The following is a 21,970-nucleotide window of genomic DNA, read 5'->3' on the forward strand; positions in this document are numbered from 1 at the left end:
ATGCCAACCCCCTACACCCCCCTGGTTCTGGCGATTGACGCTGGCGGTACGGCAGTAAAAGTTGCGCTGTTCGACGCGACAGGCCGTATCGTTCGTCATCGCAATGCTGAAGTCACTACGCTGCACTACCCGGATGGCCGGGTGGAACGCGATGGCAATGCGTTCTGGCAAGCCACGCGATCGACCATCCGTGAAATCCTTCAGGACGATATCGCCCAACGCGTTGTCGCCGTTGGGTGTACCGGTTTTGGCAACGGGATTTTTTTAGTTGATGACGCCGGTCAGCCAACCCGCCCCGGCATTGTCTCTGTTGATCATCGCGCCCAGCCCATTGTCGACCAGCTGAGTGCCCGACATCAGGCTCAGGCTCTCAGTCATGAAAATGGGCACCGCCCGTGGGGAGGACAAACACTATTTCAACTGGTTGGGTTGGCGCAAAACGAGCCGGAGGTAATGGCGAAAACCCGCTGGGGGTTGGCCTGCAAAGACTTTATTCGCTTCTGCCTGACACAGGAAGCCGTGACCGATCCGTCGGATGCCAGCGGTGGTGGGCTAATGAACCTGGAAAGACAAGATTACTCCAGCGAAGCGCTGACGATGCTGGGGCAGCCGGGCCTGAGGGATAAACTGCCGCCGGTGGCGAACAGCTCATCGCCGGCAGGGCGCATCAGTGCAAGGGCGGCGCAGGAAACTGGCTTGCCAGAAGGCATTCCGGTGGCGGGCAGTATGATGGATGTCGCGGCCTGCGCGCTCGGCGCAGGCGTGGTCTCTGACGAACACATGGTTTTTATCGCCGGCACCTGGGCGATTAACGCGCTGGAAGTCACCCGACCGATTCAGGATAGCTACCCGCTGTTGAATATGCTGTATCGCGATGGCGCAGCCCGTCTGGTGGCGGAAGGCAGCCCCTCTTCAGCCGCCAACCTCGGCTGGTATCTGAAAAATGCCATGGGCGATCACCTGAGCGTTGAAGAGGCGCTGACGCTGGCTGAAGGCTGTGCCATTGGCAGCCAGCGCTGCTACTTCATGCCCTATATTCACGGCCCCAAACCTAATCAGGGTAGTTTTGTGCGGCTGAGCGCATCGGATAATCACGCCTCAATGATTCGCGCCATCTGCGAAGGGGTCGCCTTTGAGCATCGTCGCCATGCGGAAACCTTGATGGAATATAGCGAGAAACGCTGGCCTGAAACCATTCGCCTTACCGGCGGCGCCGCACGTTCGCCATTCTGGGCGCAGATCTTTGCGGATGCCACCAACTGTCCGGTTGAAGTGGTAGACGCGCCGGAAATCGGTGCGCTGGGTGCAGCTATCTGCGCAGCGGTTGCAGGTGGGCTGTATAGCAGCCTGGAGGAAGCGGCAGGAGAGATGAGTCGTATTTCCCGCTATCACGCGCCGGTTGCCGACAATGTCGCGATACTTGACGAGCGGTACCATGAGTTTTTGCGCCTCGATCAGGGAATACAGGCATTACTCGACGTTTAATTTGTGACGATAACAGAGGGAACACACCTTGAGCGCATTATTTGATATGGCGCAGACGCGCTTTGCAGCAAAAATCTCGCGGATACGCGAGGGACGTTATCGCGTTGGCGATTTTATCCTCGCCGACGCAAAAGATGTGGATGTGGCTGGCGGCGTTCCCGCGATGGGGTCACGCCGGGGGGCGGACGCTCAACCCGCAGGTCACCGCACGCGAGCGCAATTTCATCAACAGATTCGCGCATTGATTGAACAGGACGTTTTAGACATTATGCTGACGTCCATCTCCACCCTGGAGATGCTGATTGAGCAGCATGCCTTTGACGGTAGCCAGATAGCGCCCGCTTTTCGCGGCAACGAAGCCACTGACGCCTGGGTAGGTATTCGCGGCGGACGCTATCGCGATTTTGCGCCGCTGCCTTATCGTGGCGCCTCGCTGGAGTTTGCCCGCGTCCCGCTGAGTCTCTACTCCCTGACCTATGTTAATGATGCGCAGCATGATGTGGCCTCGCTGGAGGCCTATGCCAGGTTTCGGGCCGACACGCGAACCCACGGCATTACACACTTTCTCGAAGTGTTTAATCCGGGTATCGATACCGGCCTCACGGCGGAGGCGATCCCGGCATTTATCAACGACTGCATTATTCGCACGCTGGCATCACTCACCCGCGCCGAGCGTCCGGCCTTCCTCAAGGTGGCCTATAACGGGCCTGACGCGCTGGAGGAACTGGTCACTCACGATCCCGGCATGGTGGTAGGGGTTCTTGGCGGCGGGCAAGGGACGCATCGCGATACCTTTGAGCTTCTTGCGCAGACTGAACGCCACGGCGGTCGCCTTGCCCTGTTTGGCCGCAAAATTAACGCCGCAGAACATCAGCCGACGATAGTGCAGTGGATGCGGCGCGTTGTCGACCAGGAGGTCAGCCCGCTGGAGGCGGTTCGCGGCTATCATGGCGATCTTCAACGGCAGGGCTTGCGGGCGGATCGTTCACTTGAAACAGATAGCCAGATAACAGAAGATGTCCTCCGGTCAGACGCAAAATAACCGGGAGTAGGGCTATTAAGATCCAAACCAGGGGCGCAACGCCTTCGGATAAAGTCATTGCGGAGGCGGCGTGGCTTTATTATGTCAAGAATCTGACGCAAAGCGAGATTGCCGCGAAAATGAAGCTTTCCCGCCCCACGGTCATTAACTATTTACGCCTGGCGAAAGCCCGTGAAATTGTTTCTGTCCGTCTGAGCGGCGATCACTTTCGCCTTAACGATCTGGCCGATCGCCTGACTCAGCAATTCAGTCTGGATGAAGTCAACGTTATTCCTGGGGAGGGGCTCTCTGATGAGAGCCGCCTTCATGAAGTCTGTGAAGCCGCCGCCCATATTCTGTTAAATTTTGTCCAGCCTGGCGATCAGCTTGGCGTGAGTTGGGGCTCAACATTGAGCCTTATCTCCGACAGCGTCCCGTTCTGGTCGGTGGAAAATCTCACTATACGTCAGCTTATCGGCGCTATGTCAAACCCGCTGCTGCCAACGGCGGAACGCTGTTCGATTGAGATAGCCCATCGCCTGAATGCGCAATGCATCAACCTGAATGTCCCGGCGGTATGCAGTTCATCGGAGCTTGCGGCCATGCTGAGGGCGGAGCCGATTATTGCTGATCAACTATCCCAGCTAAAAAACTGCAATAAAGCCATTTTCACCGTCAGCCCCGCAACCCGCGACGGCCATGTCACTCAATTCAATATTGTCACCGAACAGGAGGCCGAACGCTATATTACCAACGGTGCCGCCGGTATTATTGCTGGTCGCTTTATCAATGCGGAAGGCGAGCCAATGACCGGGAATGTTGATGCGCGTTTGATGGGAATTGAATTAACGCATTTACGCCAGATGAGCGGATTGCTGGTGGTATCCGGACAAGAAAAGCTCTCGGCGGTTATCGCCACATTAAAAGGCGGGTTTGCAAATCATCTGGTGCTGGATTCACTGTTGGCTGAGGCTATCCTGGCACAACAAAATGCATAACGACTATGCTAGGGCCGCGGAACGTCGCTTCGACAGCAACTTTCCGGCTCACCCGTGGAGTGACTGGCACATAACGGTTCAGCGTACCGTGTCCATGGGGCATAGCGTTTCGCCCGGATAGTGGGATTTGAGCCGAAAACACTCCGGTACACAGCCCGGAAAGTCAGTGAATAGTAGAGAACTGCAGGCTGTTTCGCACCATGTGCACGATGCACAGCTGGATATAGTCCATGAACGGTCTGAGTTTGGCCATTTTGTGGCGTGTTTTTCTGGCCGGAGGTTCCGGGTATTTCAGGTACCGTCTGACAGTCCGCTCAGAGCAACCAACCTGAGTGGCATTATCGACAATATACGCACCCTGCTGGCGCATTTGCTTTATCATGTAAAAGTCCTCTCTGCTCAGCGTGCTGACGTCCTTTCTGGTGTGAGAGCCTCAAGGAAACAACATGTTAGGTGGAGCGGACAATAAAATAGTCCAAGAAAACATCCGCACCCCCACCCCAAACACGTTTCACACAACGGCAACAGGAAACAGCGCCCTGAGTTTCTCAACTAACGAGAATTGTTCAGGGAGTCTGACATCAAGAGCGCGGTAGCCTTTTTTATTATATCCCTTTCCATTTCAACGCGTTGAAGTCTTTTTTTCAACTCACGTATCTCAATCTGCTCAGGTGTCATGGGTGAAGCTATGGGTGATTTTCCCGCTCGCTCTTCTTTCAGTTGTCGAACCCATTTGTCCATCGTGGATTTGCCGACATTCATCGCAGTGGCAGCGGCGGCAACGGTGTAGTGCTGATCGAGTACAAGCTGGGCAGCTTCGAGGCGAAACTCGGGGCTAAAATTGCGTCTGTTACGCCCGGTCATAATGTCACCTGTTTTGACTATGAGGTGATGATATCACCTCTATTCAGGTGGCCAGTATCAGTGTGCCATATATGGACGTCCCGTGTTGTGCAAGCACTGAGTTGATACGGTTTGCTGCCATATATCCGGCGTCATTACTGGGTTAAACAACCCGCGCCATGATGTCATCCGCATCCTGTTTCCTTATCACTACACCGGTATGTCACTACCTCGGCACACTTCAGGCTATTACAGGATCGGTTTACCGTTTTCTCATCAGTATTTGCAAACTCAGGAGGAATACTATTCCCCGGATACAACGACGGTTAGCTCATAGCGAAAGCCCTGTTAATGTTAAAACTTGTAAGTTCTGTCAATAATCGCCAGGCAATGCGTGTCATCTTATTGGCCAGCGCAACCGTGGCTTTCATTTTGCCTCTTCGTTCAGTAAGCCGTTTCAGCCACACATCCAGTGCGTCATCGCGTTTATGAGCCCAGTGCACAACAGACCGCGCACCATGAATGATCAGTGTCCGGAGGTCATGATTGCCGTTTTTGGTCATCAAAGAAAGGCTGCTTTTGCCTCCTGAACTGTGTTGCCTGGGGACCAGACCACACCAGGCAGATAATTGCCGTCCGTTAGTAAGCTGCCCTGCGTTCACTTCACTCAGAAAGGCTGCTGCAATAAGTGGACCGATACCCGGTATTGTCATCAGTACTTTGTATTTGGGTTGTTGCTGGCAAAGAGCCGCAAGAATGTGCTCTACAAAAAGAATGCGTTCATTAAGTGAATGTATATTTTCGAGCAACGAGAACAGTAATTGGCGGAGCACGGGAGAAATTAACTGCTCTGCATCTTCAATAATGTCGGCCAGACGTTGCTGTAAAATATGAATCCCGACAGGGATCTCGATACACTGTTTTGCCGCCAGTGACCGAGCCTGATTTGCCAGCGCAGTACGCTGTTCTACCATCAACTGACGGGCTGCTCCGAGAGCCTTAATATCCTGTTGTTCAACTGTTTTTATAGCTACGAAATGAATGCCCGGGCGCAGAGCTGTCTCACAAATAGCCAGCGCATCGTTGGCATCGTTTTTCTGGTGATGTGTTAATGCTTTTACGTGTTGAGTGGGGATCAGCCGGACCTGAAAGCCGATTGACTGAAAAGTGCGATCCCAGTAATGGGAAGTAGCGCAAGCCTCCATTGCAATCATTGAACCTGCAGGAAATTGACGAATGGTATCCAGCAATTTAGCCCGGGAAATATTACTGTTAGATGCAATACTCCCGTCGCTCATCCAGACGCAAACCTGAAAGACAGATTTAGCCAGATCGATACCGATAACTTTTATCTTGTTCATGATGCAGTACCTCTGTGAATAAGATCGCTCAGCATAAGTATGGCAGGACTTACACAGAGGGACGTCCATCACATCACTACAGTCCACTATTCGCGAGTAGGATCACTCGGGGGAGTTTTCCCTGGTAGACAGTGCTGACTCGGCAATGCCCGCCGATGAACGTCAGTGGTAAAGAGTTTTGGGATGAATACCTTCCTGTCGTGCTATTTGATTAACTGACTGATTATGCGGAGGTAACATTCTGGCGATCACCGCGGCTTTACGTTCTGTTGAATAAACACCCATACAACATCCCCAGCCACCTGATAATTTTTCCGAAGGAGGCGACAACTGACATGGGGGGACCTGGCCAAAGTGTCGACTTTGAGCTGACCTATGCTTTGCTGAAAGATGCTGAACAGGTGAAAGTGTATCAGGACAAGATCAAGACGCTGCAGGGGAGCAATCAGCCCAAACTGGTTGAGACGCCTATCGCGGTAGAATAGTCGTCAGTGGGAATTGTACCGATCGCGGGCCAACCTTGTTGGCCCGTTTTTTTTCCGGCGGCGCCGGCAATCGCTTAACGTTTGTGTCTGTCCGGGATAATCAAATCCCCGCGCAGCACGCAGGCACCGAGCATATCCCGGGTTTTCTCCGTCAACCAACTGACGATGCGCGCCGCCATGGCGTCCATTGAATATTCGATGGAGGGGATCGCCGGAATGCCGGGTAAATGCAGCGAACCGGCCAGGCTAAAGACCATAATGTCGTCCGGTACGGATTTATTGAACGCCTGTAGCTGAGTAATCACCCGCTGTGCCTCCTGCTCGTCCGCCACCAGCAGCGCGTTGAAATTGAGCGTGGTGGCGTTATTGAGCAGTACCTGTACCGCGACGGAAGAGGTGGTCGAATCCATAAACACCAGGTTGCGATTGAACGGCAAAAAGTTGTTTTCCAGGGCAAGCTTGTAACCGAGCAGCAGTTGATCGGCAGAGCCGCCGGCATCCGGATGGATCAAGGCTATTTGGCGTCTGCCTTGGCTAATCAGGTAATTGCAGGCGCTTTCGGTGGCGAAAGCGTGGTCGAACTGAATGCTGTTGGGCGTGTCGGCCTCAACGCAATCGACCAGGATCACGTTGTCATTCGGGATGTTGAGCGGGAAACGGGCACCGATAATCAGCACGTCGTCGCACAACCCGCAGGTGAGTTCGTCCAGCGCGTTCATTACGCCCGCTTTGGTGTTGGCGAAACGCAGCAGCAGATGCTTTTGATGCTGGCTGAGCTGTTTTTCCAGCGCATAAAGATAACCTGTGGTCTGGTTAATGTTCTCCTGCGCGCAGATAACCCCGATGCAGCCCGTCGATTGGCTAAGCAATGATTGCGCGATCACATTGGGCCGATAATTGAGCTCTTCTGCTGCCTGCAATACCGCGAGACGGCTGGCTTCCTTAACGCCGCGCGATCCACTCAACACCCGTGAGACTGTGGCTTTTGACACCCCAGCTAAACGTGATACATCGTTGATTGTTGACATCTTTCTCTCCTGACAGACCCAAGCTGCAGCCTGTAAAAAACCATCCGGTAATGGCTCACATTATCGCCGCCAGCAGTATAACCTTTTTCTTTTTTTCATGGAAACCGATTTTCCATAGCATCTCAAAACCTCTCGGGGTGAGGCAAAAATATGTGATGCAAATCCAATAAAAAACCCTTGCACTGCCTAGATTATGATGAGTATCACACTTCCATTCTGACCCAATGGAAAACGGTTTCCGTATGATATCCAATCATTCCCGCATTCAGGTTATTTACTCGTTGAGGATGGTTGTCGATGTACAAAATTATGCTGTGTTGTTCTGCCGGGATGTCTACCAGCCTGCTGGTCAGAAAAATGGTCGAGGCGGCGGATGAAAGGGGGTTGCCGGTCGAGATCGACGCCTATGGCGTAGCCGAGTTCGATACGCAGTTTCCACGCTATCAGGTGGTGCTGCTGGGGCCGCAGGTAAAATATATGCTTAAAACACTGTCAGAAAAGGCTGCCGTCCAAGGCATACCCGTTCAGCCCATTGATCCGATGGACTACGGCATGCAGCGCGGTGAGAAGGTACTGGACTATGCTCTGTCGCTGATCGAAGCGGCGCACTAAAAAGGTGTTCCTATGAGTTCGTTATATCAGTCAATGGTTGCCGTCATCGAGCAATCCATCACCCCGCTGGCCGGCCGCCTGGGACAGCAAAAATATGTCATTGCCATACGCGATGGTTTTACCGCCGCGTTGCCGTTTATGATTATTGGCTCGTTCATGCTGGTCTTTATCTTTCCGCCGTTCTCCGCCGACACCACGAACAGCTTTGCGCGTGGCTGGCTGGATTTTTCGCAGACTTATCGCGCACAGCTGATGTTGCCGTTCAACCTGAGTATGGGGGTGATGACCTTCTTTATCTCCGTGGGGATTGGCGCCAGCCTCGGGCGGCAGTTTAATCTCGATCCGGTGATGTCCGGCTTGCTGGCATTTATGGCCTTTTTACTGGTGGCTGCCCCTTATGCCGACGGTAAAATATCCACCCAGTATCTTTCCGGGCAAGGGATTTTCACCGCCCTGATCACCGCAATTTACTCAACCCGCGTTTACGCCTGGCTCAAGCAGAACAACGTCACCATTCGTCTACCGAAAGAGGTGCCCACCGGCGTGGCGCGTTCGTTCGAGATCCTGATCCCGGTGCTGGTGGTGATTGGTACGCTGCATCCGCTGAATCTGTTTATCGAAGCGCAAACCGGCATGATCCTGCCTCAGGCGATTATGCATCTGCTGGAGCCGCTGGTGTCCGCCTCGGATTCGCTGCCTGCCATTTTGCTGTCGGTATTGTTGTGCCAGATTTTCTGGTTCGCCGGCATTCACGGTGCGCTGATCGTCACCGGTATCATGAACCCGTTCTGGATGGCGAACTTGTCGGCAAACCAGGCGGCGCTGGCGGCCGGGGCGGCATTGCCTCACGTTTATTTGCAGGGGTTCTGGGATCACTATCTGCTGATTGGCGGCGTAGGTTCGACGTTACCGCTGGCTTTCCTGCTATTGCGCAGCCGCGTTGCCCACTTGCGCACCATCGGCAAGATGGGCGTGGTGCCGAGCTTCTTTAACATCAATGAACCGATCCTGTTTGGTGCGCCGATCATCATGAACCCGATGTTGTTCATCCCCTTCGTTTGCGTTCCGCTGGTCAACGCCGTACTGGCCTATACCGCGACGCGTTTGGGATGGCTGGCGCAGGTGGTGTCGCTCACGCCGTGGACCACGCCGGCGCCCATCGGTGCCTCCTGGGCGGCCAACTGGGCGTTCAGCCCGGTGGTGATGTGCGTCATCTGTATGGTGATGTCTGCTCTGATGTACTTGCCGTTCCTGCGTGCTTACGAGCGCTCTTTAATGAAAACCGAAGAGCAAAAAGTGCAGAACGGGGCACCGCTGGCCGGAACCCTCGGCAACAACTGATATTTATGGAGAAGTGAAGCATGAAATACGAATTTCCCGAGCACTTCTGGTGGGGCAGCGCCAGCTCCGCGCTGCAAACCGAAGGGGATAGCCGGCAGGGCGGTAAAAGCCCGACAATCTGGGACACTTGGTACGCCAATGAGCCCTGGCGTTTTCATCAGCAGGTGGGGCCGCAGGAGACGTCAACCTTTTACCGGAACTGGCGCCAGGATATCGCGCTGCTGAAACGGCTCAACCATAACAGTTTTCGTACCTCCCTCAGTTGGTCGCGGCTGATCCCGGACGGCACGGGCGAGGTGAATCCGCAAGCGGTGGCGTTCTATAACAACGTGATTGATGAGCTGCTGGCGCAGGGCATCAAACCGTTTATTACGCTGTTCCACTTCGATATGCCGATGGCGATGCAGGAGAAGGGTGGCTGGGAAAACCGTGACGTGGTCGCGGCCTTTAGCCGCTATGCGCAGGTCTGTTTTGAACTGTTTGGCGACCGGGTGATGCATTGGTTTACCTTCAATGAGCCGATTGTGCCGGTCGAAGGCGGCTACCTGTATGATTTCCACTATCCCAATGTGGTCGACTTTAAGCGGGCGGCGACGGTGGCATACCACACGATGCTGGCGCATGCGTCGGCGGTGCAGGCGTTTCGTGCCGGGCTTTACGCCGGGGAGATCGGGATCGTGCTGAACCTGACTCCGTCCTACCCGCGTTCGCAAAACCCGGCGGATGTGAGTGCCACGCATCACGCCGACCTGCTGTTTAACCGCAGTTTCCTCGATCCGGTGCTGCGCGGCGAGTACCCGGCCGAGCTGGTGGCTTTGCTGCAAACCTGGGATCAGCTTCCGGCTTGCCAACCAGGCGATCGGGCACTGATCGCCGAAGGAAAGATTGACCTGCTCGGGGTTAACTATTACCAGCCACGCCGCGTGAAATGCCGCGACAGCGCCGTAAACCCGCTAGCGCCCTTTATGCCTGAATGGTTATTCGAAAACTATGAAATGCCCGGTAGAAAAATGAACCCTTATCGCGGCTGGGAAATTTACGAACCGGGTATTTATGACATTCTGACAAACTTGCGCGTTAACTATGACAACCCGCGCTGTTTTATTTCCGAAAACGGCATGGGCGTGGAAAACGAACAACGCTTTGTGGAAAACGGCCAAATCAACGATCGCTATCGTATTGAGTTTGTTTCCGAACACCTTAAATGGCTGCATAAAGGTATTAGCGAAGGCAGTAATTGCCTCGGCTATCACATGTGGACGTTTATTGATAACTGGTCATGGTGCAACGGATATAAAAATCGCTATGGCCTGGTGCAATTGGATTTAGCCAGCCAGCAACGCGCCGTCAAGAAAAGCGGAGAGTGGTTTGCCGCCACCGCCGCAGACAATGGGTTTAACGAACTGGAGACAAATGATGATTGAATTGGAAGAGGCGGTCATGGAGATTATCGTCAACGCCGGCCAGTCGCGCAGCCTGTGTTTTGAAGCGTTGCGCGCCGCACGTGAAGGCAACATCAGCGAAGCTAAAGCGCTGTTGCAGCAGGCCGATGGCTTCTCGCGCCAGGCGCATCATATGCAAACCAAACTGATCGAGCAGGATGCCGGTGAAGCCCGACAACCTATGACCTTGATTATGGTACACGCGCAGGATCATTTAATGACGTCGTTACTGGCGCGTGAACTATCGGAAGAAATTATTCATCTTTACCAACGTTAATGACACATTGTTCATTTCAATAAGGGGAAATAATTACGAAGAAAGTTTAATTGCTCTGTACCCATATCAATAATAAAGAATCAGCTTGTTTTGGTGATAGCACGGTTTTGTTTTAAAAAAACCAAAACAGGATGGCTGTTATCTAACTATAAACCAGCCCACACATATCATTAAAGCTGCCTTCAGGTGGCTGATAAGATCACGTGTGTACAATTGAGATAACCATGAAAATATATAATAAATTGCCAATGGCGTTGGCGGTAATGGCCGCGCTTTGCTCTGGATCCGTACTCGCTCAAGAATTTACCCAAGAACAAATCGATGCCATTGTGGCCAAAGCGGTCGATAAAGCCCTGGCGGAACGGCAGGCGAAAATAGATACCGCCATGAATAAGAAAGCCGATGTCATTACCGAACCGCAAAGCGCCGCACAGTCGCCGGATATGGCGATCCCGTTTGGCGTCAAATTTTCTGGTTACGCCCGTTACGGCGCGCAGTTCCAGGGCGGCGATCAGAAATTCGTCGGCGTTGACGGCTCCTACAACGGCGCGTCCGCACTGGGCCGCCTGGGCAACGAAGGCAACGGCGGCGAATTCCAGCTGTCCAAAGCGTTCAAAGGCGATAACGGCGCAATCTGGGATGTCAATGTGATGTTCGACCACTGGGGTGACGAGGTAAACCTCAAGAAAGCCTATGCCGGCGTCACCAATATTCTGGCCTCGAACCCGAATGCCTATCTGTGGGCCGGCCGCGATTTTCATCAGCGTCCGCAACAGGGCATCAACGACTATTTCTGGATGACCCACGATGGCCAGGGCGCGGGGGTGAAGAACTTTGATATCGGCGGCGTACAGTTTGACGTCGCCGCCGTCGCTGCCGTCGAATCCTGTGATCCGAGAGTGGCGGAAGACGAAGCCAACCCGTCGCGTATCACCTGTACCGGTGGTTCAGGAACCGGCGATAAAGGCAACTACGCGCTGACCTCGAAAATTCACGGTATGAAGGTCGGCCCGCTGGATTTGGAACTGTACGCCAACTATGGCTTCGATTCCAAAGCCGTGGAAAGCGATGAGCGCCTGAAAGCCTGGCAGGGCGGCGTGGTACTGAGCCATACCGGCGACAAAGGGGTGAATAGAGTCATCGCCCGTTACTCCAACAATGCGGATAACAGCGTTTACAACAAAACGGACGAGTTGACGGCGGTTTACGCCAGCTTCGAGGGGAACTACAAGTTTACTCAACAGGCGCAAGTGGAATACCTGCTCGCCTTCCATGATTACTCCAACGACGCCGACGGCACTGACGATCGCCGCAACTACGGCGCGATTGTGCGGCCGATGTATTGGTGGAACGACGTGCATTCAACCTGGCTGGAGGCGGGCTACCAACGAGTAGACTACGACCAGGGCGGCGATAACCACGGCTGGAAACTCACGCTGTCGCAGAATATTTCGATTGCGATGGGGCCGGAGTTCCGTCCTATGCTGCGCTTCTACGTTACCGGCGGCGAGGTGGATAACAAACATACCGCACGCGTGAACGGTACTGACGACGATACCCAACTGGATTCGTTCAACGTCGGCGCAATGTGGGAAGCCTGGTTCTGATCAGTGTCCGGAGTGGCCGAATCAACGGTCACTCCGGTATCACCATCAAGGAAAGTTGGGTCTGGTTGGCGCGCTCCGCAATGAAGTGGTCAACAAAAATTGGCCACAGCTTTAGAGTTTTTCCAGTATCGATTTTCTGATTCGTTTGGATGATAAATCCAGGCATCTGGGTCAGTGAACTACTGGAATGTTGCGTCATCCAGCTTGTTCCTCCTTGTTAATATTTGTCCGACGGCGCCAGGCCTGATTGCTTAATAAATTAGTGACATGAAATTATTTGAATTATTTTGGCATCAAATGTCTTGATTTGACTTCCTTGCTTACATAAAAGCCTTTTGTCGGAGAAAAAATCGTTGAGAGCCTACCTTCCCTCTGGGAACGACGGCGGATAAATCCCTGCCTGCTGGCGGTGCGTGTGGTTAGCCATCGGGTTATGTCACGTTAACGGCGGCAGGTCAGCAAACATGGTGTTGCCGTTTATTTAGGCAGCCAACAGATAAAACTGTTCCGCCGGTGATAAATGCCCCCCGCCAAGACGCTGAAGTTGTCCTTTGCGTATCATGTGCACTACCTCGATACCCGCCAATATCGTCTGCGCCCGCCGAAATGATTTGAATCCCAACATCAGGCGTATTCGCCGTTTGATATTTCGGTGGTCCTGTTCAATCAGATTGTTCAGGTATTTACTCTGTCTGACGGTGATGGTTTCATCTTCTGCTTTATCGCCGTTAAGTATGGCCAGTGCCGCTGTGTTGGCACCACTTTTATCGATAGTGACCACTTCGGGTTCGCCATGAAGACGAATAGCCTTGCGAAAGAAACGCAGGGCTGCGCCCGCATCCCGTTTGGCAGTCAATAGAAAGTCGATGGTCTGGCCGTTAGAGTCCACGGCCCGGTATAGGTATTTCCACTGGCCTCTTATTTTGATATAAGTCTCGCCCATGCGCCAGCGACGACCCACGGACCGTTTATGTCGGCGAAAGACCTTATTCAGTAGCGGAACCAGGCGGATGACCCAACGGTGAAGCGTGGAATGGTCAACGGTAATACCGCGCTCTGCCATCATCTCCTCCAAATTGCGCAGGCTCAGAGCGTAAGCCAGATACCAACGAACACATTGCGCGATGATATCGACGGGATAATGCTGGCGTTTAAAGGCTTTTCGGCTCAGAGACATGGTTAGGCAACATCGTAAAAAATAGCATGTTATCTGACGACGCCTTAATGCGACAGAACCTTCGACCGGCTGTAGGGTGTAACTGGCACGACGCCCGAATCCGAAGCACTCACTTTTTCATCGCGGAAGTTTTGTTCTATCTGCATTCTTCTGCTGTACAACTTCATGATTTCTCGGGACTTGAAACCATTGGTGCTCGTAAATATCAGCCAAGGCTCCCGACCCGATACCTGCTGTTCTTTCTGAGTTGTTGGATTATGTAACCGTCCTCGTGACCGCCTGTTTTTACGCTTTTTTTGGGCTTTTTTCTGAAGGTTGACCCGTCCTGAATAGCGTTGACACGTTTTCGACTTAAATCCGGAGAACGTGATAATGGCTGAGTTTAAACGCACACAACGTGACTATCCTTTGTCTTTTAAAATTGCTGTTGTTGAGCAGGTTGAAAAAGGCGAAATGACCTACAAACAGGCTCAACTGCGCTATGGTATTCAGGGACGTTCGACCGTTCTGACCTGGTTGCGCAAGCATGGCCACCTTAACTGGGCCCCAGGTCTTCCCTCTCTCTCTCCAGCCGGGAGTTGCCCATGAGCCAACCGTCTGCCCCTTTAACTCCTGAGCAAAGGATCAGGGAACTTGAAGAACAGCTTGAGCTGGTCACCCAGAAAGCGGAGTTCCTTGATGCTGTCGTTAACGTGCTGAAAAATGACTATGGGATCAGTGTCATAAAAAAGCGGCCAGGCAAGTCCTCACGCAAAAACAGACCCAAAAAATAACCATTACCCGGGTCTGCCAGTTCCTGGGACACAGCCGACAGGCCTGGTATCAGCACAATACACGGCTTAGTAAGCAGCGGGCGCGTGATGTCCGGATCGTCGATTTTGTTAAAACGATAAGAGTACGTCAGGCGCGTATCGGGACCCGCAAACTGCATTATCTTCTTAATAAACAATCAGATGATGCATTACATGTCGGACGTGACCGGTTGTTCTCCCTGCTGAAGGAACGCAGGCTGTTGGTGCCAGTCAGACGGGCGTACCATAAAACAACGGGCAGCCATCACCGTTTTCGGTGACACCCCAATTTATTAAAAACGGGGCCGGAACAGGTGGTGGTAAGGCGACCAGAACAGGTATGGGTAGCGGATATTACCTATCTTCCAACCCGGAATGGCATGGTCTATCTGAGCCTGATAACGTATGCCTGTTCAAGGAAAATTATGGACCATCATGTACACAGCAATCTGCGTACTGACAATGTCGTGCAGGCTCTGAAACAGGCTTTAAAGCAGAGAAAAACGACTCAGCCGCTGATCCATCACTCGGACCGAGGAATACAATATTGTTCAGCAAGTTATCAGTCAATCCATGAAAGACACGGGCTAATATGCTCAATGACAGATGGCTATGACTGCTATCAGAATGCATTGGCGGAAAGGGTGAACGGGATACTGAAGACGGAGTTTTTGCTATCACGCCCGGCAGATCTGGAGCAGGCAAGAAAGATGGTGAGGGAATCGATAGAAATTTACAACAGAGAGCGGCCTCACCAGTCGCTAAAATACAAAACGCCCGATGCAGTGCATCAGGCGTTTTACAGGCATAAAAGTGTCAACCTATGCCAGGACTAGTCAGGTAAAAATGACCGTTACAGCGGGCATATTCAGTTCGAGATAATGTACCAGGCTCCAGATACTCCGACTTATTGCTTGCTTTGAGTCCTTGAAGCTTTAGCCAGGTTTCGCCGTCATCATTCAACCTGAGTTGGGTATTCCCACGGATTCGACCAATAAAATCCCAGCCCAATGACTTGATATACCGAAACCCGGAATTTTGAAAGCCGGCATCCGTGATGATAATCATTTTTGCTTTTGGATTAATGGTTGCGGCAAGCACGTTGAGAAACTCATTTTTGAGCCAGGTATTATTTTGTTTTTTGAGGGAATAATCTGGCTGAGTTATGGAATGGAACATCCGTCACAGATAAGGCTGGCACGAAGGACATGATATTTCTGAGACGGATAACCGCTCCAGTCGACAGCTATCACTTCTCCAGAAGTACCAGTGCTTCTTAGCTGAATTAGTGATAATTATGAAAGCTGAGGCATATCCATTCGTGAAATCGGAATGAGTGTTAACCATCCCTTTCGCTGCGTGAAAAAATTAATCTTGGAACGTCATCAGGGAATTGTTGAATTAATTGGTTAATGTGATGTGCTTGTTATTTAATCAGTCATAGGCATGAATATTTTTAAGAGTCACTGGCCTCGATTGTATATGTTGGTTAAAAATATAAAAATATAAAAATATAAAAATCGAAAAGAGCGGACAGATTGTCTCCATTAAAAGATTGTTGAGTGGGTGAAAATGTTTTCAAACCCTCTGTTGACGTATTAATAATATGATTTATTAGCGCTATTTCAAGTTTGTACCTAGGAACTCCAATGCATCTCGATAAAGCTTGAAATTTTTTTCTTCAGGGGTGCTTTCCATTTCGGTTACTATTTGAGAAAGAATGTTTTCTGCGCTGATTCTCATTTTTTTTACAAGTAAGATGACCACGCAGTGACCTATTATCAACTCAACGTTTCTTAGTTTCTGTATCTCATCTTGGCTAAGGTAATCTACGCGCATAAAATCTCCAATAGTGAAAGTTGATTTTGTGGGTTTTGCAAAAATATAACCAGCATGACTTTGTTGGAATCAAAATATTAATTGGTGAGTAAGTGAAAACGTAAGTTATGGCTTTGATAAAGCATTATCCTTGGTTAAGTTAACTATCAAATGTGGTTGCAGTAAGGCTTCGAACCACGAATGAAAAACAGCCAGGCGTCGGGATCGTTGGCGACGATGCGGATAAATAAGAGATATCGGCATTGAGGCGGCGCGATAGTCTGACATGACCTCAATCAGTTCCCCTGAGTTCAGAAGGTGCTGAACATCAAAGCGGGGGATCTGTATCAGCCCAAGGCCAGCCAGGCAGCAAGCGATATAACTTTCGGCATTGTTCACTGCAACCTGGCTGGGTATATGGAGATTATGTGTGTGGCCATTATTTGACTCATATTCCCATGGTAACTCTTTACCGGTTTTGGATGAGGTGTAACCGATGGCCCAATGCCCTTGGGTGAGATCGCTCGGTTGGGATGGCAGCCCGTGTTCACTGAGATAAGCAGGGCTGGCGCAATTGATCAGGGCGATATGGCCGAGAGCGCGGACGACCAAACTGCTGTCATGCAACGCGCCCACACGGATGGCGCAATCCACACCTTCCTGCACCAAATCGATAGCCCTGTCCGCCGATCCGAGAACCAGCTGTAATTGCGGGTGGCGACGCAATAATCCTGGTAGCGCCGGGGCAATCAGTCGGCGAGCAATGCGGCTTGGGACATCAATAGTCAGCTTGCCGGAAACCTGGCATTGACTGAGCTGAAATGACTGGTCGATGTCTTCCACTTCGGCCAGCAAGGGGCGCACGCGTTCGAGCAACTGTTCGCCGTCGGCCGTCAGTCGCACCTGACGAGTTGTACGGTGTAGTAGCCTTACGCCCAGCTGCGATTCTAATTGCTGGATGGCGGCGGAAACCGAAGCGCGCGGTATATCGAGTGCATTGGCGGCTCGGACAAAGCTTCCCATTTCTGCTACCTGCACGAATACGCGATATTGGTTGAACCTGTCCATTTTTATATCTCGTTGTTATTTTTGAAAAATGCAAATTCGCTATTTTCTATCAGTCTTTGGGAGGGGCGGGATTCGCAGAATATAACTCATCCTTTTTTCAGTATGAAATTCAGTTAGTGCGGTGCCGCTAACCTGCGAATCCGCCTGCATCGAGAAAGACCTGCTCTTGTGTTGTGGTTTCGCGTAGCAGCAGTCGATTACGATGCGGAAAACGCCCAAACCGTCGAATAATATCGCGGTGTCCTTCAGCATGCGAGCGTTCAACCGCGCCCAACTGAGCGTTTAGCGTGACAGAAAGATCCTGATCAGCCAGTGTTTCAGAGTGGGCAAACGGAAGACAAAAGAACAGGCGCAGAGCAGGTTCGACAGTATTCATATATCCCTTCTTGATGGCTATGAGTGCAAAATGCCGCGCCAGTCCATCAGTCGCATACATGTGGCTGGTGTTACGAAAGGCATTTCGAGGAAACTGATCGAGTAAAATCACCAGTGCCAGCGCGCCTTCAGGTGTGTTTACCCAATCGTCATGTTCACGTCTGGCCGCAGCCAAATGCAGGGCCCAAAAGCGTTCGCGGAAATTTCCGTCAAAAGCCGGGTCTTTGCTGAACCACTGGCTGGGCCCGACTTGCCGCCAAAACGCCACGACATCGCTCGCTCGTTGTGCCACTTTGACGGGGACATTGTTGTGCTGACATAAGGTTGTCGGCATAGGGACTAATCCTTCTTCGCTTTAATGACCGCATTGCCCTGAATCATCGATTTACCGGCATAAATGCCGCCAGAGATTTCCATGTCCAGGCGCTCGGTATCTTTGCGGCGTAATTCAGCCACCAAATCGGCTGCATCCTCAGGCGAAGAACCCAGTGTCAGCAGAGCCTCGTGCCCAAAAGCCATGGCGGATTCGAAAGTAACCCGGACCTGGTAATCCACATTCGCCTTGATTAATTCAATCGCATGTTCTCGATCATGTGCGCGCGCCAGTACCCGGGCGTGAGGGAAATGCGTTTTGGCATGCTCGACAATCATTGTGGTTGCCCGAGGATCGTCGATGCATATCAGAATGGCCCGGGCGTGATGGGCTCCGGCGGCATGCAGGACATCCGCACGCTCGCCATCACCATAGTACACTTTGAAACCGAATTCCTCTGCGTCGCGCGCGACCTGCGGTTGGCGATCAATGATGGCAATATCCGCACCCATGGCCAGTACATGTTGGCTCACGATCTGCCCAAAACGGCCGAACCCGATGATGAGGACCGAGTTGGATAATGACTCCGGCCGTTGGGCTCCTGCCAATGAGTCGCCGGGAACGGCGCGCCAACGTCGATGCAGAAGTACTGCCAGCGGTGTCAGGGCCATGGACAGTACGACGATGGCGGTCATGTTGGCATTGACCTCTGTGGGTAATGCGCGGTTGGCTAATGCAGCGGCGAAGAGCACAAAGGCGAATTCTCCCCCCTGAGCCATCAGCACGGCGCGCTCCAGCGCGTCGGCATGTGAACTCTTCGTCAGTCGCGCCACGCCATAAATGCACAGACCTTTAATCAACATCATCGCCAGAACGCCTGAGATAATGAGGGGCCAATTACGCGCGACGACCGCCAGATCCAATGACATCCCGACACCGAGGAAGAACAGCCCCAACAGCAGACCCCGGAAGGGATCAATATCGGCCTCTAACTGATGACGAAAGGTGGATTCAGACAGCAGTACACCGGCCAGAAATGCGCCCATGGCCATGGACAAACCGCCTGATTGCATCAGCAGCGCCGCGCCGAGCACAACCAATAATGCGGCGGCAGTCATCACTTCCCGTGCTTTGGCATTGGCCAATATGCGAAACAGCGGATTCAACAGCCAGATGCCGGCGGCGACCAGAGTGGCCAGCGCGCCTGCAGCGATAGCGATGTTCATCCAGATTGCGTTGGGCGGCGATGAGGATGAACCGGCCGGCGCGAGGAAAGCGACCAACGCCAGCAGGGGCACGATCAGCAGGTCCTCGAACAGCAGTACAGCGACAATTTTTTGTCCGCGAGGCGTAGCGCTATCACCGCGTTCCCCCAAAAGCTGCATAACGATCGCGGTAGACGTGAGGACGAAGCCCATCCCGCAGATGAAGGAGACGGCCAATGAAAAACCGAAGAGGAGTCCTATACCGCTAAGCAGCAGGCCGCAAATCAGTACTTGCAGGCTACCCAGGCCAAAAATGTCACGCCGCATGTTCCATAAATGGGACGGGCGCATTTCCAGGCCAATGATAAAGAGAAACATCACGACGCCAAGTTCTGCCGTATGCAGGATCGTTTGAGGATCATTAAAAAGGCCCAGACCGAAGGGGCCGATAACCAGGCCTGCCGCGAGGTAGCCGAGCACGGACCCCAGGCCCAGACGTTTGAATAAGGGTACGGCCACTACGGCTGCACCAAGCAATGTTACGACCTTGAGCAGATCGCCGGCGCTGCCGTTTGCTAACGCTTCAGACACGGGAATACTGCCAGAGTGCAATGCCGGCCACGATAGCGGGCACGGCAAAAACCAGCAACAAGATGGGCAACTCCGCGCGCAGGCTGTAGCCTGCGTGCACAACCCCCACCCACATATTGATCACCGATATTGCCAACCAGGCTGGCACGAAGCATTTGGCTGCCAGCGCCATACCTGCGGCGCTGGCTCCCCAAAGCCAGCCGAACAGCACAAATATGCCTAAAAGAAGCAGGCCACCACCAATAACCATGAGTACATGCATTCCATTTCCTCCTTTCCCATTAATGGGGTTCAAACCCAACAGACCGATCGTTGTGCCTATTCATCATTTAACGTTCGTCGAGTGCTTCCAGCACCAATTCGGCGGTGATTGCGCTGCTGTATTGTTGCTGGCCTGTGATTAGCCGGCCGTCGCGAATAGCGAAGGGTTCGTTGGCCGCACGGCGCAGGAATTGGGTGTTCGGTAGCGCGGCGGCTTCGCTCTCGATCGTATATTCGTTGAGCGTCATGCCGAAGGTTCGGTTGATTTGCTCTTCTTCCTCATTGGTAAAACCCGTCCACTTTTTGCCCTCGGCCAGCAGCCGTCCATTTGACAGGCGTGTCCACAGCAGTAGCGCAGAACCGTGGCAGATCAGTGTGACGATCTTGCCCTTCTCGTAGAAATCGGCGATCAGCTTGTGTAACGCCTGGTCATCCTTGAAAGTCAGCAGCGGGCCGCCGCCGCCGGCGACCCAGACTGCATCGTAATCGGCTACGTTCAGGGTGCTGATGGGCAGTGTGTTCTTCAGCATCTCCCCGAACGTGGCGTGGTGCACGAAACCCAGGCTGATGAGATCGTTGGCATAGGCGCCGTCTGGCGTACGTGGGTCGCTGTGTATATCGAACATCACCTCGCCGCCTTTTGGAGAGGCAAGATCCACTCGATGCCCGGCTTCGATGAACATAAGGAAGGCGCGGGTCATTTCTTCAGCGAAGAAACCGACCGGGAAGCCTTTGAGTTGAGCGGTGTTGGAGACGATGGAAAGAATGCGGCTCGGTGTGTGCTTCTTGCCCAAGCGGGTTTCGACTTTCAGATCGGATATCGACATGGTGAGCCCTCTGGGTGGATTTAACGGCGGTGGCGGTCATTATCTCAATAAACGGTCATCCGCAACGTTAATGCGGTGACCGTCGGTATAGTTGCTGAATATCGGCAGATTATTTAGTGGTGTAACCACCGTTGATGAGAATGGTTTGGCCAGTGATCCACCACCCGTCGCTCACCAGATGGCGAATGAAAGGCACCACGTCTTCGATATCGGTCAGGCCGGTTTTGCTGAAAGGCGAAAGCGCTGCTGCGGTTTTGTGATACGCCACAGCGTCGGCACCTTCTGCAGGGTAAAAGAAGGGCGTATCCATTGGACCTGGTCCCACTGCGGTCACCGAAATACCGCGTTCGCCGAACTCCTTAGAGGCCGCCCGGGTGAAATGTTCTACCGGGGCTTTGGTGCCTGCGTAGGCGGCGTAGAAGGGGGTATAAGCGCCAAGGAGCGAGGTGACTATCGTACAGATTTTACCGTTGTCGTTGAGGTTTTTACCCGCCTCTTTGAGGAAAAAGAAAGCGGTTTTTGAGTTGACCGATGTCATCTCGTCGTATTCTGGTTCGCTGATCTCTGCCATTGGCTTTTTGAGCACTTTGCCGACGGTGTTGATAGCGATATCCGGTTTACCAATGGCGGCGATGGCATCGGCAAAGAGTTTCTCGACGGCGGCTGCGGTCGTCAGATCGGCCTGCAATGCCACCGCCTGCGCGCCAGCGGCTTCGATAGCGGCCAGGGTTTCATCGGCATCCGCTTTTGAGGATGCGCTGTTATAGTGAATGGCAATGGCCTTCGCGCCTTGAGCGGCCAAATCGCGGGCGATCAAACCGCCGAGGTTTTTGGCGCCGCCAGCAATGAGGACGGTTTTGCCTTTGATAGAATGGTCTGCCATGAAACTCTCCTTGGATAGTAGTAGAAAACTGAGTCTAGACGTTTCTATCGCAAAGATAAGTGGTAATAAATCGAATAAACAATCCAGAAAAGCAGACTAATCTTTAGGAGTAATTATCCAAAGAAAACCGCTGATTGAGGTAACACATTGTCAATAGAGGC

The 21,970-nt window shown here is 52.6% G+C and carries 20 protein-coding genes and 4 pseudogenes; 10 read left to right on the forward strand and 14 right to left on the reverse strand.

Annotated elements, in window-relative coordinates:
- The 3 genes from JK621_RS00440 to JK621_RS00450 all read left to right on the forward strand — a co-directional run bounded on the left by JK621_RS00440 (position 1) and on the right by JK621_RS00450 (position 3,504).
- Positions 1-1,485: an FGGY-family carbohydrate kinase gene (locus JK621_RS00440; protein WP_212558206.1), complete on the forward strand. Its 1,485-nt coding sequence runs from the start codon at positions 1-3 to the stop codon at positions 1,483-1,485.
- Between the two features lie 28 nt (positions 1,486-1,513).
- Positions 1,514-2,527 carry a hypothetical protein gene (locus JK621_RS00445; protein ID WP_212558207.1) on the forward strand — a complete coding sequence of 338 codons (1,014 nt, stop codon included), beginning with the start codon at positions 1,514-1,516 and terminating at the stop codon, positions 2,525-2,527.
- A 119-nt stretch (positions 2,528-2,646) separates the two neighbouring features.
- Positions 2,647-3,504 (forward strand): sugar-binding transcriptional regulator, encoded by an 858-nt coding sequence (locus JK621_RS00450; RefSeq protein ID WP_212558208.1) that lies wholly within the window; start codon positions 2,647-2,649, stop codon positions 3,502-3,504.
- 190 nt (positions 3,505-3,694) lie between these two features.
- Here the strand turns inward: JK621_RS00450 and JK621_RS00455 are convergent.
- From JK621_RS00455 to JK621_RS00465, 3 genes and pseudogenes are all read right to left on the reverse strand, one after another.
- Positions 3,695-3,886 (reverse strand): annotated as a pseudogene (locus tag JK621_RS00455) (IS21 family transposase); the annotation flags it as partial.
- A 132-nt stretch (positions 3,887-4,018) separates the two neighbouring features.
- Positions 4,019-4,368: pseudogene (locus JK621_RS00460) on the reverse strand (transposase); the annotation flags it as partial.
- Positions 4,369-4,673: 305 nt separating this feature from the next.
- Entirely contained in the window at positions 4,674-5,708 is a 1,035-nt protein-coding gene (locus JK621_RS00465; RefSeq protein WP_212558209.1) for an IS110 family transposase, read from the reverse strand.
- A gap of 335 nt (positions 5,709-6,043) precedes the next feature.
- Between JK621_RS00465 and JK621_RS00470 the strand changes: the two genes are divergently transcribed.
- Positions 6,044-6,193, forward strand: coding sequence for a hypothetical protein (locus JK621_RS00470; protein WP_249337128.1), 150 nt, complete (start codon positions 6,044-6,046; stop codon positions 6,191-6,193).
- Positions 6,194-6,267: 74 nt separating this feature from the next.
- Here JK621_RS00470 and JK621_RS00475 read toward each other — a convergent pair whose 3' ends face one another.
- Entirely contained in the window at positions 6,268-7,221 is a 954-nt protein-coding gene (locus JK621_RS00475) for a LacI family DNA-binding transcriptional regulator (RefSeq protein ID WP_212558210.1), read from the reverse strand.
- 297 nt (positions 7,222-7,518) lie between these two features.
- Between JK621_RS00475 and JK621_RS00480 the strand changes: the two genes are divergently transcribed.
- From JK621_RS00480 to JK621_RS00500, 5 genes are all read left to right on the forward strand, one after another.
- A complete protein-coding gene (locus tag JK621_RS00480) occupies positions 7,519-7,833 on the forward strand; it encodes a PTS sugar transporter subunit IIB (RefSeq protein WP_212558211.1) in 315 nt (104 codons plus the stop codon).
- A 12-nt stretch (positions 7,834-7,845) separates the two neighbouring features.
- Positions 7,846-9,174, forward strand: a complete 1,329-nt coding sequence (locus tag JK621_RS00485; RefSeq protein ID WP_212558212.1) for a PTS sugar transporter subunit IIC — start codon at positions 7,846-7,848, stop codon at positions 9,172-9,174.
- A 20-nt stretch (positions 9,175-9,194) separates the two neighbouring features.
- Entirely contained in the window at positions 9,195-10,598 is a 1,404-nt protein-coding gene (locus JK621_RS00490) for a glycoside hydrolase family 1 protein (RefSeq protein ID WP_212558213.1), read from the forward strand.
- On the forward strand, positions 10,591-10,893 hold the full coding sequence (locus JK621_RS00495) for a PTS lactose/cellobiose transporter subunit IIA (RefSeq protein ID WP_006321892.1): 303 nt from the start codon (positions 10,591-10,593) through the stop codon (positions 10,891-10,893). The genes JK621_RS00490 and JK621_RS00495 overlap by 8 nt, the downstream gene beginning before the upstream one ends.
- Positions 10,894-11,117: 224 nt before the next feature.
- Positions 11,118-12,500 (forward strand): carbohydrate porin, encoded by a 1,383-nt coding sequence (locus tag JK621_RS00500; RefSeq protein WP_212558214.1) that lies wholly within the window; start codon positions 11,118-11,120, stop codon positions 12,498-12,500.
- Between the two features lie 28 nt (positions 12,501-12,528).
- Here the strand turns inward: JK621_RS00500 and JK621_RS00505 are convergent, their stop codons facing one another.
- The 3 genes and pseudogenes from JK621_RS00505 to JK621_RS00515 form a co-directional block, all read right to left on the reverse strand.
- Positions 12,529-12,699, reverse strand: coding sequence for a hypothetical protein (locus JK621_RS00505; RefSeq protein ID WP_212558215.1), 171 nt, complete (start codon positions 12,697-12,699; stop codon positions 12,529-12,531).
- 282 nt (positions 12,700-12,981) lie between these two features.
- A complete protein-coding gene (locus tag JK621_RS00510) occupies positions 12,982-13,677 on the reverse strand; it encodes an IS6 family transposase (RefSeq protein ID WP_212558216.1) in 696 nt (231 codons plus the stop codon).
- 81 nt (positions 13,678-13,758) lie between these two features.
- A pseudogene (locus JK621_RS00515) lies at positions 13,759-14,045 on the reverse strand (transposase); the annotation flags it as partial.
- A 4-nt stretch (positions 14,046-14,049) separates the two neighbouring features.
- Here JK621_RS00515 and JK621_RS00520 point away from each other — a divergent pair.
- Positions 14,050-15,304, forward strand: a pseudogene (locus tag JK621_RS00520) (IS3 family transposase).
- On the opposite strand, the gene JK621_RS00525 reads toward JK621_RS00520, so the two are convergent.
- The 7 genes from JK621_RS00525 to JK621_RS00555 all read right to left on the reverse strand — a co-directional run bounded on the left by JK621_RS00525 (position 15,285) and on the right by JK621_RS00555 (position 21,809).
- Complete coding sequence (locus tag JK621_RS00525; protein ID WP_212558218.1) at positions 15,285-15,647, reverse strand: transposase; 363 nt, start codon at positions 15,645-15,647, stop codon at positions 15,285-15,287. The pseudogene JK621_RS00520 and the gene JK621_RS00525 sit on opposite strands and share 20 nt — an antisense overlap.
- Positions 15,648-16,412: 765 nt before the next feature.
- Complete coding sequence (locus JK621_RS00530; protein WP_212558219.1) at positions 16,413-17,354, reverse strand: LysR family transcriptional regulator; 942 nt, start codon at positions 17,352-17,354, stop codon at positions 16,413-16,415.
- Between the two features lie 127 nt (positions 17,355-17,481).
- A complete protein-coding gene (locus tag JK621_RS00535) occupies positions 17,482-18,063 on the reverse strand; it encodes a DUF924 family protein (protein ID WP_212558220.1) in 582 nt (193 codons plus the stop codon).
- A 5-nt stretch (positions 18,064-18,068) separates the two neighbouring features.
- Positions 18,069-19,838 carry a monovalent cation:proton antiporter-2 (CPA2) family protein gene (locus tag JK621_RS00540; RefSeq protein WP_212558221.1) on the reverse strand — a complete coding sequence of 590 codons (1,770 nt, stop codon included), beginning with the start codon at positions 19,836-19,838 and terminating at the stop codon, positions 18,069-18,071.
- A complete protein-coding gene (locus JK621_RS00545; protein WP_212558222.1) occupies positions 19,831-20,100 on the reverse strand; it encodes a hypothetical protein in 270 nt (89 codons plus the stop codon). The genes JK621_RS00540 and JK621_RS00545 overlap by 8 nt, the downstream gene beginning before the upstream one ends.
- A 67-nt stretch (positions 20,101-20,167) precedes the next feature.
- A complete protein-coding gene (locus JK621_RS00550; protein ID WP_006319324.1) occupies positions 20,168-20,926 on the reverse strand; it encodes a type 1 glutamine amidotransferase domain-containing protein in 759 nt (252 codons plus the stop codon).
- 109 nt (positions 20,927-21,035) lie between these two features.
- Positions 21,036-21,809: an SDR family oxidoreductase gene (locus tag JK621_RS00555; RefSeq protein WP_212558223.1), complete on the reverse strand. Its 774-nt coding sequence runs from the start codon at positions 21,807-21,809 to the stop codon at positions 21,036-21,038.
- Positions 21,810-21,970: the final 161 nt, after the last annotated feature.

Origin of the sequence: Serratia plymuthica, from assembly GCF_018336935.1 — a bacterium.
Lineage (GTDB): Bacteria > Pseudomonadota > Gammaproteobacteria > Enterobacterales > Enterobacteriaceae > Serratia > Serratia plymuthica_B.